This window comes from Dietzia kunjamensis (assembly GCF_045689975.1).
In the GTDB taxonomy this organism is placed as follows: Bacteria; Actinomycetota; Actinomycetes; order Mycobacteriales; family Mycobacteriaceae; genus Dietzia; species Dietzia kunjamensis.
The window spans coordinates 2,301,316-2,314,091 of the sequence record NZ_CP143297.1 but is presented as its reverse complement, the minus strand read 5'-3'; the positions used below and the strand labels follow the sequence as shown (position 1 = coordinate 2,314,091).

Annotated in this window: 10 protein-coding genes; 5 read left to right on the top strand and 5 right to left on the bottom strand. The window is 69.3% G+C overall.

Annotation, left to right across the window (positions count from 1 at the left end):
- Positions 1 to 34 precede the first annotated feature (34 nt).
- From VZF99_RS10765 to pgi, 3 genes are all read right to left on the bottom strand, one after another.
- Positions 35 to 1,765 carry a DUF222 domain-containing protein gene (locus tag VZF99_RS10765; RefSeq protein WP_407334752.1) on the bottom strand — a complete coding sequence of 577 codons (1,731 nt, stop codon included), beginning with the start codon at positions 1,763 to 1,765 and terminating at the stop codon, positions 35 to 37.
- A 258-nt stretch (positions 1,766 to 2,023) separates the two neighbouring features.
- The gene (locus VZF99_RS10760) at positions 2,024 to 2,614 is read right to left on the bottom strand and encodes a dihydrofolate reductase family protein (RefSeq protein ID WP_407336116.1); all 591 of its coding nucleotides are present in this window, start codon (positions 2,612 to 2,614) and stop codon (positions 2,024 to 2,026) included.
- Between the two features lie 52 nt (positions 2,615 to 2,666).
- A complete protein-coding gene (gene pgi / locus VZF99_RS10755) occupies positions 2,667 to 4,325 on the bottom strand; it encodes a glucose-6-phosphate isomerase (RefSeq protein ID WP_407334751.1) in 1,659 nt (552 codons plus the stop codon).
- Between the two features lie 51 nt (positions 4,326 to 4,376).
- On the opposite strand from pgi, the gene VZF99_RS10750 reads away from it, so the two are divergent.
- The gene (locus VZF99_RS10750) at positions 4,377 to 5,048 is read left to right on the top strand and encodes a DUF5701 family protein (protein ID WP_407334750.1); all 672 of its coding nucleotides are present in this window, start codon (positions 4,377 to 4,379) and stop codon (positions 5,046 to 5,048) included.
- A gap of 24 nt (positions 5,049 to 5,072) precedes the next feature.
- Here VZF99_RS10750 and VZF99_RS10745 read toward each other — a convergent pair whose 3' ends face one another.
- Positions 5,073 to 5,354 (bottom strand): chorismate mutase, encoded by a 282-nt coding sequence (locus VZF99_RS10745; protein ID WP_069388780.1) that lies wholly within the window; start codon positions 5,352 to 5,354, stop codon positions 5,073 to 5,075.
- Between the two features lie 46 nt (positions 5,355 to 5,400).
- Between VZF99_RS10745 and VZF99_RS10740 the strand changes: the two genes are divergently transcribed.
- Complete coding sequence (locus VZF99_RS10740) at positions 5,401 to 6,837, top strand: sodium:alanine symporter family protein (RefSeq protein ID WP_096907084.1); 1,437 nt, start codon at positions 5,401 to 5,403, stop codon at positions 6,835 to 6,837.
- Positions 6,838 to 6,876: 39 nt separating this feature from the next.
- Complete coding sequence (locus VZF99_RS10735; protein WP_407334749.1) at positions 6,877 to 9,372, top strand: UvrD-helicase domain-containing protein; 2,496 nt, start codon at positions 6,877 to 6,879, stop codon at positions 9,370 to 9,372.
- Between the two features lie 76 nt (positions 9,373 to 9,448).
- On the opposite strand, the gene VZF99_RS10730 is transcribed toward VZF99_RS10735, so the two are convergent.
- Positions 9,449 to 10,297 (bottom strand): M23 family metallopeptidase, encoded by an 849-nt coding sequence (locus VZF99_RS10730; RefSeq protein WP_407334748.1) that lies wholly within the window; start codon positions 10,295 to 10,297, stop codon positions 9,449 to 9,451.
- A gap of 318 nt (positions 10,298 to 10,615) precedes the next feature.
- Here VZF99_RS10730 and sucC point away from each other — a divergent pair, with 318 nt between their 5' ends.
- Together sucC and sucD are read left to right on the top strand one after the other, a co-directional pair.
- Positions 10,616 to 11,782 carry an ADP-forming succinate--CoA ligase subunit beta gene (gene sucC, locus VZF99_RS10725; RefSeq protein ID WP_067717323.1) on the top strand — a complete coding sequence of 389 codons (1,167 nt, stop codon included), beginning with the start codon at positions 10,616 to 10,618 and terminating at the stop codon, positions 11,780 to 11,782.
- 22 nt (positions 11,783 to 11,804) lie between these two features.
- Entirely contained in the window at positions 11,805 to 12,707 is a 903-nt protein-coding gene (gene sucD, locus VZF99_RS10720) for a succinate--CoA ligase subunit alpha (RefSeq protein WP_067717326.1), read from the top strand.
- The last annotated feature ends 69 nt before the right edge of the window (positions 12,708 to 12,776 follow it).

Here is a 12,776-nt window from a genome sequence, read left to right as displayed (position 1 = left end):
CGCGCCGGTCATGCCCGGTGCGGCCCTCGTGGTGTCAGAAGGGTGGTGGGTCGATGAGTTCGTCGAGGCGTTCGTGGAGTAGGGCGCGGATGCTTTTTTCGATGTCGCTGTGGTGGGGTTTGTTGCGGGCCCACCAGCGGCTGGCGCTCTCGGGGGTGGCGCTGGCGGGGGTGGCTTTCTCGGGCGTGGTGTCGGTGGCCGCGCTGGTGGTGGCGCTGGCGGTAGCGCCGGCGGCGTCCGTGCCTGTGCCGTTCCCGGCGGCCGTGCCGGTCCCAGGAGCGGGCGGGGCGGGGTCGTAGGTGCGGGAGCGTTCGGCCTTGCGGCGTTCGGTGTTGCGGCGTTCGGTGCGGTGGCGGGAGGCGCGGCGGGACCAGAACGTCGGCTCCGCGTCGGCCTTCTCGTCGCCGGTGGGGTCGGGGCTGCGGCGTTGCTGCCGGGTCCACGCCTCGGTTTCGGCGCGGGCCTGTTCACGCCGGTACTCGGCCAGCGGGCCGGAGGGTCGGGTGAGCATGGTCGAGCCCTCCGGGGTGCGCACCAGCAGGGTGCCGTCGGGCTGCAGGTCGTAGATCCAGTCGGAGAAGGTCTTGAACCGGTGATGGCGCCGGCACATTGCGGCGAGGTTGGCCTCGATGGTGTGCCCGCCCCGCTGGGGGTCGGCGTGATCGAACGGCACCACATGGTCCAGATCACAGGCCTCGGCCGGGATCGCACAGCCGGGGTGGCGGCAGGTGCCGTCCCGCAGCCGGATCCGGCGGGCCAACTGGGCACTGGGCCGGTACTGCAGGGCGGCGCGGGAGTCGTCGGCGGCCCCGATCCGCGGATCGATGGGTTCGAAGGTGGCTCCGTCGCTGGTGGCGAGCATGTCCAGCAGGGCCTGCAGCGCGGCCTGGCCGGAGCGGGTGAACTCCACCCGGGCACCGCCAGCGTCGCGGGCGTGGTTGCCGGTGGCGATGACGGTGACCTTCGGCCGCAACGCCACCCCGGCACCAGGCGCGCCCGACCGGCCGGGGCGGGCCGCGGTGCCGGCCGGGGCGGCGTCGCCGCACACCAGAGACATCAGGGCGTCGGCGCGACGCTCGGCGATCGAGTAATCCTCGACCTCGCCAGCGCCATCACTGTCGGCCGCGCCGCCATCGCCGGCGTTGGCGGCGGCTTGGGCGTCGGCGTACTTGTGGTCTTTCACGCGTTGGTCGAGGGCCTCGGCCAGGACGGCCGCTTCCTCAGTGGCCAGGATCGCCGAGACGCTGGACATGCCGTCGACGCCCTTGTGGAACCGCACCCCGCGGGTGCGGGCCGCTTCCTGGCGGCGCAGGCGGATCCCGTTGGCGTCGTGGCGGGCGATGATCGCATCGACGTTGCCGCGGATGGCTTTCTCGCCCATGCGCACCCCGCCCTCGATCGCGGCGAGGTATTCCTCGACGACCTGCCGCTGCACCGCCTCGAGCACGTCGACGTGGACGGTGGCCATCTGCGAGGCGAGTATTTTCGCGGCCTGCAGATCCAGCCGCCCCTGCGTCATCGCGGACAGGATCGCCGGATACCGCAGGTGCAGATCGAGGGCGAAGGTGATCATCCGTTCGGCCCGGCCCGTCGAGATCGCCATCGCCGACACCACGTACCCGGCCGCGACATCGATCGGATCGAGCACCGCATGCCCGGGCCGACACTCACCCGCGCCCGCACCGGACTCCTCCCGGCGCTGGCATTCGACAAACAACTCGTAACAGGCCACGAACCGGCGCGCCGCCGCGCGATTCTCGCCCATCCACCCCTCCCGCGCCGCCGCCCGCAACCCCGACAACGAAGAGGGCGCCGCGGAACCGGCGCCGCCACCAGACGAGGAGGGGCCACCGGCCGCGGCGTCTTCGTTCCCGCCCATGTGCCCCACCCCCTGCCCGTCCGGCTACCTGGTCTCGAATCTGTGTTCTATGATACGCACATACATTCGAACAAGCAAGGGTTTTCCTCCGGCGCACCGGGGGAGCGCCGGAGGAGCACAGGAGACGCGCTGGGGGTCGAGCAGCTAGGCCGAATCGCGCGGTTCCGGGCCGACGACGTCGAAGAGCATGGCGGTGAACTGCCCGTCGGTGTCGAGTTGACGACGGTGGAGGCGGAGCCGACGGGGGAGCAGGGGGCGGCCGGAGCCGAGGACCACCGCGCACTGGTGGATCCACACCCGGTCGAGCAGGCCGAGATCGGCGAACTGGCCGGCGAGGTCGCCTCCACCGACCACCCAGACGTCCCGCCCCGCCGCGGCCTCGACGAGGCGGGGGTGCAGGTCGGCGACATCGCCGGCGAAGAACTCCACGCCGTCGACGGGGTCGAGGTCCCGGTGGGTGACGACCCAGGTGGGCTGGGAGTACGGCCAGACGAACGGTTGGCCGTCCTTGGTGAGATCCCGGCGGACCCACTCGAAGGTGTTCGCACCGCAGACGATCGAGCCGACGCCGGCGAAGAACCGGTCGAAGTGGAGCTCGGGCGCCGACTCGTCATCGGCCCCGGCAGTCGACCCCGGCGCGGCGCCTCCGGGAGTGGTGAACAGCCAGGTGAGGCTTTCGTCGTCGTCGGCGATGTACCCGTCGAGGCTCGTCGCGGTGCAGTAGATCGTGGCCATGCTCAAGAATCGCACGGTGGCGCGCGCCGCGCGAGGGGGAGAGGGCCCGTACTCAGCGCCGGCCGCGTGCCTCGCGGTAGATCTCGACCAGCGAGTCCGTGGAGGAATCGAAGGTGGGGTCCGGGTGGGTGTCGGCGGTGAGGGCGCCCAGCAGCTCGCCGGCCTGGGCCTTGCCCAGCTCGACTCCCCACTGGTCGAACGCGTTGATGCCGAGGACCGCGGCCTGGGTGAACACGATGTGCTCGTACAGGGCGATGAGCTGGCCGAGGACGCCCGGCGAGAGGGACGGCGCGAGGATCGTGGTGGACGGCCGGTTCCCGGGCATGACCTTGTGCGGCGCGAGGGTCGGGTCGACGCCGTCGGCGAGGACCTCCTCTTCGGTCTTGCCGAACGCCAGGACCCGCGACTGCGCGAACAGGTTGGCCATGAGCAGGTCGTGCATGGACACCGCGTCCGACCCGTCGGTGGGGTGGGCGTCCAGGTCCGTGCCCGGGCGGGCGATCCCGATGAAATCGACGGGAACCAGCTGGGTGCCCTGGTGGAGGAGCTGGAAGAACGCGTGCTGGCCGTTGGTGCCGGGCTCGCCCCAGTAGACCTCGCCGGTGGGGTAGGTGACATCGGAGCCGTCGAGCCGGACCGACTTGCCGAGCGACTCCATGGTCAGCTGCTGCAGGTAGGCCGGGAACCGTCGGAGGTCCTGGGCGTAGGGGATCACGGCCTTGGACTGCGACCCGAGGAAGCACGTGTACCAGATCCCCAGCAGCGCCATGAGGACCGGCGCGTTGTGCTCGGGCGACTCGGTGGCGAAGTGCTCATCCATCGTGTGGAAGCCCTCGAGCAGTTCGATGAACGCCGGTGGCCCCACCGTGATCATCACCGACAGCCCGATGGCCGAGGAGACCGAGTAGCGCCCACCGACCCAGTCCCAGAACTCGAACATGTTGGCCGCCGCGATACCGAAGTCGGCGACCTTCTCGGCGGCGGTGGAGACGGCGACGAAGTGCGAGGCGATCGCGTCGTCGGAGCCCAGGGCCTCCACGAAGTGGCGGCGCGCCGCGTGCGCGTTGGCCATGGTCTCCTGGGTGGTGAACGTCTTGGACGCCACCACCACCAGGGTCGTTGCCGGGTTGATCTCCGCGAGCGTGGCCGAGAGGTCGGCGGGGTCGACGTTGGAGACGTACCTGGCGCTGATGCCGGCCGTCCGGAACTGCCGCAGGGCGCTGTCGACCATCACCGGGCCAAGGTCGGAGCCCCCGATGCCGATGTTGAGCACCGTGTCGATCCGCTCGCCCGTGTGTCCGGTCCACTCGCCGGAGCGGACGCGGTCGGAGAAGTCGGCCATGCGTGTGAGTACCGCGTGGACGTCGGCCACCACGTTCCGGTCGTCGACGACGAGTTCGGCATCGGGCGGAAGACGCAGCGCAGTGTGGAGAACCGCGCGGTCCTCGGTCGTGTTGATGCGGTCGCCCCGGAACATCGCGGCCCGCTGCGCCGGCAGCCGGGCGGCGTGGGTGAGTTCGAGCAGGGCGGACAGGATCTCGTCGGTGACCAGATGTTTGGCCAGGTCCACGTGCAGATCGCCCGCGGTGACCGACATCCGGCGGCCGCGCTCCGGGTCGACGTCGAACAAGTCCCGCAGCGACACCTCGCCGATCGACGGAACCAGGTTCTCCACCGCTGCCCACTGCTTCGTCGTGCTGATGTCGGTCATGGCTTCGAGGCTAACCGGGAATAAGCGCGGGCCGCGGGCCGTTCCAGCGATGTGACCCCCGGAGTTCCGCCCGAAGCCCCCATCGCCCGCCAGGCCGAGCGACTCATCGAGCTCGGCGTGCCCGAGCTCGCCGGAATCACGGCCGACCAACTGCGGGCCCACGCCCGCGCCCTGCCTGCCGGACCCGGTGACAGCGAAGGCGGTGGCGGGTCCGTGCTGGCCGTCCACCCGTCCCTGGTGCCCACCGCGCGACTGGCCACCCTCATGCGCCGCCACGGTAAGGCGGGCTTCGTCGTCGTCGACATGACCGACCTGGCCGAGTTCGTGCCCACCGACGACATCCACGTCCCGGACGCCCCGTTATACCTGGTGGGGGACGTGACACGCGACGACGACATGCTGGACTGGACGCCCACCGACGCCCACACCGAGATGGGCGTCCGGGGTCGTACCCCGCTCACCGTTTCCGAGGGGATCAGCTGGCTGCTTCAGCGCCCCGACCTACTGGAGCCCGGAAAGTGCTTCATGTGCATCGGCTCACGCAAACCCAAGAAGGGCGGCGGGCTGGACTCGCGGACGCCCGCGCTGTGGATCAGTGGCGGGACGGGCCGCGACGGCAAGCAGAACAAGGGCGCGCCCAAGGTGGGGTGGTGCTGGGCGAACAATCACCACACCTGGCTGGGCTTCGCGTCCACGGCGGGCAGGGTCGGGCCGGAGGAGTAGCCGGGGCCCTGGTTGTCAGTACAGCTAGTAGCCCAGGCGGCCCCGGCCGAGACGCAGCAGCATGCCGGCGAGGGTCTGTCCTTCCTCGCCGAGCGAGGAGAACCGCTCGTACACCTTGAGCTCCCGGGTGTGGACGAGCTTCGTGCCGCCCGACTTCATGCGGGTGCGGCCGATGCGCTTGGAGATCTCACTGCGGCGGACGATCGCATCGAGGATCTCGGCGTCCAGGCGGTCGATCTCCAATCGCAGTTCCTGGATTTCGGACTCTGACAGCGGGTCGTCGGTGCCGGCGGGATCGATGCTCATGACCGAATTATCCCACTGCGCCCCGAACCGGACGAATGACCGTCTAATGTTTCCGCCCGTGGAAGATATCAACACGTTTCTCGCCGACATCGGATCGGTGATCTGGGGACCGTTCGTCCTCATCCCGCTGCTGCTGGGCACCGGCCTGTTCCTGACGATCCGGCTGCGGATGCTGCAGTTCCGCAAGTTGGTCCCCGCCCTGCGGCTGGGGCTGCTGAAACGGAAGGACGACGGCGGCGAGGGTGACATCTCGCAGTACCAGGCGTTGACCACCGCCCTGGCCGCGACCGTCGGCGTGGGCAACATCGTCGGTGTCGCCACGGCCATCGCGCTGGGCGGACCGGGTGCCCTCTTCTGGATGTGGATCACCGCGCTCGTCGGCATGGCGTCCAAGTACTCCGAGGCGTTCCTCGGTGTGCGCTTCCGCGTCACCGACGCCCGCGGCGAGCAGTCCGGCGGCCCGCAGTACTACCTGCACCGGGGGTTCGCGGAACTCTTCGGGCGCACCGGCGGCAGGATCGGCCTCGTCCTGTCCATCGTGTTCGCGGTGTTCGCCGTCCTGGCCAGCTTCGGCATCGGCAACATGACCCAGGGCAACGCGGTGGCCACCCAGCTGGACAACTCGTTCGGCGTCCCGCACGTCACCACCGGCATCGTGATGTTCGTCCTCACCGGCGCGGTCCTCCTCGGCGGAATCAAGGCGATCGGCCGCGTCACCGCCGGGTTCGTGCCGCTGATGATCGTGCTCTACCTCGTCGGCGGGACCGTCGTGCTCGTGGTCAACGCCGGCCAGATCCCGTCGGCGTTCGGTCAGATCTTCTCGGATGCCTTCACCGGCACCTCGGCGGTCGGCGGCTTCGTCGGCTCGGCGATCCTCTACGCCATCCAGATGGGTGTCGCCCGCGGCATCTTCTCCAACGAGTCCGGTATGGGATCCGCCGCCATCGCGGCGGCGGCGGCCAAGACCACCCACCCCACCCGGCAGGGCCTGGTGTCGATGACCCAGACGTTCATCGACACCATCATCGTCGTGACGTTCACCGGTCTGGTGCTGGTGACCACGGGTGTGTGGCAGGAGGGCAGCGACAGCGCCGGGACGATGACCGCAGACGCCTTCGGCTCCGCGATCCCCGAGGGCGACAAGCTGGTGGCGGTGTCCATCGCGTTCTTCGCCTTCTCCACCATCCTCGGTTGGTCGTACTACGGCGAGCGTTGCATGGAACGGCTCGTGGGCGCGCGCGGCGTCATCCCGTACCGCATGGTGTTCACCTGCGTGGTGTTCGTGGGGGCGGTCACCGAGCTCGAGGTGGTGTGGAATTTCGCCGACGTCATGAACGGCCTCATGGCCATCCCCAACCTCATCGGCCTCCTGGTCCTCTCCGGCCTCATCGTCCGCGAGACGCGCCACTACCTGGACAACGACCCGGGCCTGACCGCCACGGCGTCCCAGGTGAAGGAGTTCACGGGGGCCGGTCAGCGCTGATCCCGGGGTGTCGGACCGAGTGGGTAGATTGGACCCACGATGACCGACACCGCACACGCTTCCGCCCGACCGACCACGCCCCACTCGCCCCTTCTGGACGGGCTCAACCCACAGCAGGCCGCCGCGGTCACACACCGCGGCGGCCCGTTGTTGATCGTGGCCGGCGCGGGCTCGGGCAAGACCAGCGTGCTCACGCGGCGGATCGCGTACCTGCTGGCCGAGGGTGGCGCGCACCCGGGGCAGATCCTGGCCATCACGTTCACCAACAAGGCGGCCGCCGAGATGCGCGAGAGGGTCGCCACACTGGTCGGCCCGCACGCCGAGCGGATGTGGGTGGCGACGTTCCACTCGATCTGTGTGCGGATCCTCCGCGCCCAGTCCGCGCTGCTCGGGACGCGGAACTCGAACTTCACGATCTACGACTCGGACGACTCCCGGCGGCTGCTGGGGATGATCGCCAAGGAGCAGCAGCTCGAGGTCAAGAAGTTCACCCCCCGGATGCTGGCCACGGCCATCTCCAACCACAAGAACGAGTTGCGCGAGCCGTCCGAGGCGATGGACCGGGCGATGGAGGACTCCGACCGCACCGGGCAGACCGTCGCGGCCGTCTACACGGAGTACCAGTCGAGGTTGCAGGCGGCCAACGCCTTCGATTTCGACGATCTGATCGGGGAGACGGTCGCGCTGCTGCGTGCTCACCCCGAGGTCTCCGCGTACTACCGGCGGCGGTTCCGTCACGTCATGGTGGACGAGTACCAGGACACCAACCACGCCCAGTACGTCCTGGTGCGCACGCTCGTCGGCGGGGCGGCCGGGAACGACGACGAGGTGGGCGTCCCCCCGGCCGAACTCTGCGTGGTCGGTGACGCCGACCAGTCGATCTACGCGTTCCGCGGGGCCACGATCAGGAACATCGAGGACTTCGAGCACGACTACCCCGATGCACGTTCCATCCTGTTGGAGCAGAACTACCGTTCCACGCAGACCATCCTCACGGCCGCCAACGCCGTGATCTCGCGCAACCCGGGCCGCCGGGAGAAGAACCTGTGGACCTCCGAGGGTGCGGGTGAGCTGCTGGTCGGCTACGTGGCGGACAACGAGCACGACGAGGCGAGGTTCATCGCCGGGGAGATCGACAGGTTGGTCGACTCGGGTGAGGCCTCCTACTCCGACATGGCCGTGTTCTACCGGACCAACAACTCCTCCCGCGTGGTCGAGGACGTGTTCGTCCGACTGGGCCTGCCCTACAAGGTCGTGGGCGGCACCCGGTTCTACGAGCGCAAGGAGGTGCGCGACATCGTCGCCTACCTCAAGGTGCTGGGTAACCCGGACGACACCGTGGCGCTGCGCCGGATCCTCAACACCCCCCGACGAGGGATCGGGGATCGTGCCGAGGCGTGCGTGGTGGTCCACGCCGAGCAGCGGGGGATCGGGTTCGGCCGCGCGTTGCGGGACGCGGCTGAGGGAAAGGTGTCGCTGCTGCCGACGAGGTCGGTCAAGGCGATCGCCGGGTTCGTGCAGATGCTCGACGACCTGCGGGGGCGGCTGGACGGCAGCGGTCACGCCGCCGGGGAGGACTCGGCGCCCGATGTCGGGGCACTGGTGGAGGCCGTGCTGGAGAGCACCGGCTACCGCGCCGACCTGGAGGCGTCCAACGATCCGCAGGACGCCGCCCGCCTGGACAACCTCAACGAGCTCGTCGGCGTGGGCCGGGAGTTCTCCTCGGAGGCCGCACTGCAACGTTCCGCGCGGGAACAGGGCTTCGGGATCGAGGACGCCGGGGACGCCGCGGGTGCGGTGCCCGACCAGGCGGATGCCCAGTTGGACGAGGGTCTGGCGGAGCCCGGGTCGCTGGCGGCGTTCCTCGAGCGGGTCTCGTTGGTCGCCGACGCCGACCAGATCCCGGATGAGGATCAGGGACAGGTCACTCTCATGACCCTGCACACCGCCAAGGGGCTGGAGTTCCCGGTGGTGTTCCTCATCGGCATGGAGGACGGCCTGTTCCCTCACATGCGGGCGTTGGGCGACCCGGCGGAGCTGTCCGAGGAGCGCAGGCTCGCCTACGTGGGGATCACCCGCGCCCGTAAGCGCCTGTACCTGACCCGCGCGATGATGCGCTCGTCGTGGGGGCAGCCCATGACGAATCCCGGATCGCGGTTCCTCGAGGAGATCCCCACCGAGGCGATCGAGTGGCAGCGCGAGGAGCCGGCCGGTGGTGGCGGATTCGGGGATGACGACTCGTACGTCCCGCGCCGCCGCTTCGGAGGCGGCTCGGGCGGCTACGGTTCGGGCGGGTACGGCTCAGGTGGAGCCGGGTCCGCGAGTGGACGGTCGTCCGGGATCCCCCGCGCGAAGGCGTCCGCGCCCGCGCTCGAGCTGGCGCCGGGGGACCGGGTCACCCATGACAAGTACGGACTCGGCAAGGTGCTGTCCTGCGACGGCAGCGGGCCGCGGGCCACTGCGACGATCGACTTCGGTGCGTCGGGCAAGGTCCGGCTGATGCTCATCGGGGGCGTCCCCATGCAGAAGCTCTAGAGCAGAGGCGTCATGGCGCCGCCGGGGCCGGGCCTCTCGAACTATCGAGTGGGCCCGGCCGGAACAGGTCGAACTGTCAGCTACCGAAGGCGGAGGCGACGCTGCCCGCGAGCACGTCGAGACCGTGCTCGGCCAGCCAGATGACGGGATCGACGTGCTGCTGGCCGTCGTTGACGAGCACCTCGAAGTGCAGGTGGGTGCCGGTCGAGAAACCGAGGTTGCCCATACCGGCGATCTTCTGACCGGCGTAGACGCGCTGGCCCTTCTGGACGTCGACGGTCTCCATGTGGCCGTAGACCGTCATGGTGCCGTCGTCGGACATGATCCGAACCCAGTTGCCGTAGCCCTGGGCGGGGCCCGCGTCGACCACGACGCCGTCCGTGGCAGCCAGGATGGGCGTGCCGTTGACGTTGGCGATGTCGATGCCCGAGTGCATCACGCCCCACCGCATCGCATAGGGGGAGGTGAACGCGCCGATCGCGGGGATGACGACCTTCGGCCGTCGCGCCTGCTCCTCGGCGATCTCGCGCTGGGCGTTGATCTCGGTGCCCGCGTACAGCATCGTCGAGCTGATGTCATCGGTGGACGAGCCGTCGCCAGCGGCCGGCACGACGACCGGCGCCGGGGCCGAGGGCGTCGCCGGCGCCGAGGTCGACGGTGCACCGGGCGCGGAGGTGGCGGGGGCGGGCTCCCCGTTGGCGAGCAGGGCGATGTCCCCGGCCTCGGCCGAGTGGGTGCTCGTGTCGCTCATGGCGGAGCCGGCCGAAGCCGCGGTCACCGCGGCACCGGCCGCGACGGCCAGGACGGCTGCGCGACCGCGCAGAGCGTGCGGCGGCGCGGGCATCCGGTGACGGCCGACCCGGTGCGCACCGGCAGGGGGGATGACGACGGGAGTCGCGGCTTCCTCGAATTGCGACTTCTGCACCGTGTCGTTTCCCCTCTGCGTTCGCGCCGTGATCTTTTCGTGATGAACGTCGTCCAACGTAACGGATCGGCAACGGCGCCGCAAGGTTGTCGGCGGCGCGTGGGGGAGGGGTGCGTCACACCGGTGTGACTCGTGGTGCCCGAGGGGCTCCGGGGTGCCCATGGGTGGGGTGTGACGGTTCGGACTGCCGTCCGGTGTGATCCATTACACACAGCTACCCCCAGTGTGCGACGGGGGACACACCACGCGCCTAGGATGAGGCAGGACTCGGCTTTCAACAGGGCCGGGCGAATCTACCCACGTCAAGATGGTGAGCTGATGGATCTCTTTGAATACCAGGCAAAGGCTCTTTTCGCGAAGCATGACGTGCCCACCACCCCGGGGCGCGTCGCGGACACCGCGGAAGAGGCCGAGAAGGTTGCGGCCGAGATCGGCAAGCCTGTCGTCGTCAAGGCGCAGGTCAAGGTCGGAGGCCGTGGCAAGGCCGGCGGCGTGAAGCTGGCGGAGGATGCCAAGGAGGCCCGCGCCCGGGCCGAGGACATCCTGGGCCTGGACATCAAGGGCCACATCGTCAAGAACCTGCTGGTCGCCGAGGCCAGCGACATCGCGGAGGAGTACTACATCTCCTTCCTGGTCGATCGGTCGAACCGCAACTACCTGGCCATGTGCTCGGTCGAGGGCGGCGTCGAGATCGAGCAGGTCGCCGAGGAGTCCCCGGACCGCCTCGCCCGGATCAACATCGACCCCACGGTCGGTGTCGACGAGGCCAAGGCCCGCGAGATCGCGAAGGCCGGCCACCTGCCGGAGGAGGTGCTGGACGCCGCTGCGGTGACCATCGCCAAGCTGTACGACGTCTTCATCAAGGAGGACGCCACGCTGGTCGAGGTGAACCCGCTCGTCCGTACGCCGAATGACGAGATCCTCGCCCTCGACGGCAAGGTCACCCTGGACGAGAACGCCGAGTTCCGTCACAAGGAGACCTTCGCCGACTTCGCCGACGCGGGCACCACGGATCCGCTCGAGCAGAAGGCCGCGGAGAACGACCTCAACTACGTCAAGTTGGACGGACAGGTCGGCATCATCGGCAACGGCGCCGGTCTGGTCATGTCGACCCTCGACGTCGTCGCCTACGCGGGCGAGAACCACGGCGGCGTCAAGCCCGCCAACTTCCTCGACATCGGCGGCGGTGCCTCTGCAGAGGTCATGGCCAACGGTCTCGACGTCATCCTCAATGACGAGCAGGTCAAGAGCGTGTTCGTCAACGTCTTCGGCGGCATCACCGCGTGTGACGCGGTCGCGAACGGCATCGTCAAGGCCCTGGAGATTCTGGGCGACGAGGCCAACAAGCCCCTCGTGGTCCGGCTCGACGGCAACAACGTCGAGGAGGGTCGCAAGATCCTCGCCGAGGCGAACCACCCGCTCGTGACCCTGGCCGACAACATGGACTCCGGCGCCGACAAGGCCGCCGAGCTGGCCGCCAAGTAAGAAGCTAAAGGACCTTACACACATGTCGATTTTCCTCAACAAGGACAACAAGGTCATCGTCCAGGGCATCACCGGCGGCGAGGGCAGCAAGCACACCGCCCGCATGCTCGCGGCCGGTACCCAGATCGTCGGCGGCGTCAACGCCCGCAAGGCCGGCACGACGGTGTCCCACAAGGACGCCGACGGTAACGACGTCGAGCTGCCCGTGTTCGGTTCCGTGAAGGAGGCCATGGAGGCCACCGGCGCCGACACGACGATTTTGTTCGTCCCGCCGCCGTTCACCAAGGACGCGATCATCGAGGCCGTGGACGCGGAGATCGGGCTCGCCGTGGTCATCACCGAGGGCGCCCCGGTGCTGGACACCGCCACCGCGTGGAACTACAACGTCGCCAAGGGCGGCAAGACCCGCATCATCGGCCCCAACTGCCCGGGCATCATCACGCCGGGCGAGTCGCTGGTCGGTATCACCCCGGCCAACATCGCGGGCAAGGGGCCGGTCGGTCTGGTGTCCAAGTCGGGCACCCTGACCTACCAGATGATGTACGAGCTGGCCGACTACGGTTTCTCGACCGCCATCGGCATCGGTGGCGACCCGATCGTCGGCACCACGCACATCGACTGCATCGAGGCCTTCGAGAACGACCCGGAGACCAAGGTCATCGTCATGATCGGCGAGATCGGCGGCGACGCCGAGGAGCGTGCGGCCGATTACATCAAGGCCAACGTCACCAAGCCGGTCGTCGGCTACGTGGCCGGCTTCACCGCCCCCGAGGGCAAGACGATGGGCCATGCCGGCGCCATCGTCTCCGGCTCCGCGGGTACCGCGCAGGCCAAGAAGGAGGCCCTCGAGGCCGCGGGCGTCAAGGTCGGCAAGACGCCGTCAGAGACCGCGCAGCTGGCCAAGGATCTTCTCGACGCCATGTGATCCACCCGCGGTGGCCCTCCCGGCGACCGCGAGTGAGCAGTCCCAGCGACCCCCGTCATCCCCGGATGG

Bases quoted from the DNA above. Each gene is read 5' to 3' on its own strand.
- sucC (WP_067717323.1), top strand. From the start codon at position 10,616: ATGGATCTCTTTGAATACCAGGCAAAGGCTCTTTTCGCGAAGCATGAC.
- VZF99_RS10735 (WP_407334749.1), top strand. From the start codon at position 6,877: ATGACCGACACCGCACACGCTTCCGCCCGACCGACCACGCCCCACTCG.
- VZF99_RS10760 (WP_407336116.1), bottom strand. From the start codon at position 2,614: ATGGCCACGATCTACTGCACCGCGACGAGCCTCGACGGGTACATCGCC.
- pgi (WP_407334751.1), bottom strand. From the start codon at position 4,325: ATGACCGACATCAGCACGACGAAGCAGTGGGCAGCGGTGGAGAACCTG.
- VZF99_RS10765 (WP_407334752.1), bottom strand. From the start codon at position 1,765: ATGGGCGAGAATCGCGCGGCGGCGCGCCGGTTCGTGGCCTGTTACGAG.
- VZF99_RS10740 (WP_096907084.1), top strand. From the start codon at position 5,401: ATGTTTCCGCCCGTGGAAGATATCAACACGTTTCTCGCCGACATCGGA.
- sucD (WP_067717326.1), top strand. From the start codon at position 11,805: ATGTCGATTTTCCTCAACAAGGACAACAAGGTCATCGTCCAGGGCATC.
- VZF99_RS10745 (WP_069388780.1), bottom strand. From the start codon at position 5,354: ATGAGCATCGATCCCGCCGGCACCGACGACCCGCTGTCAGAGTCCGAA.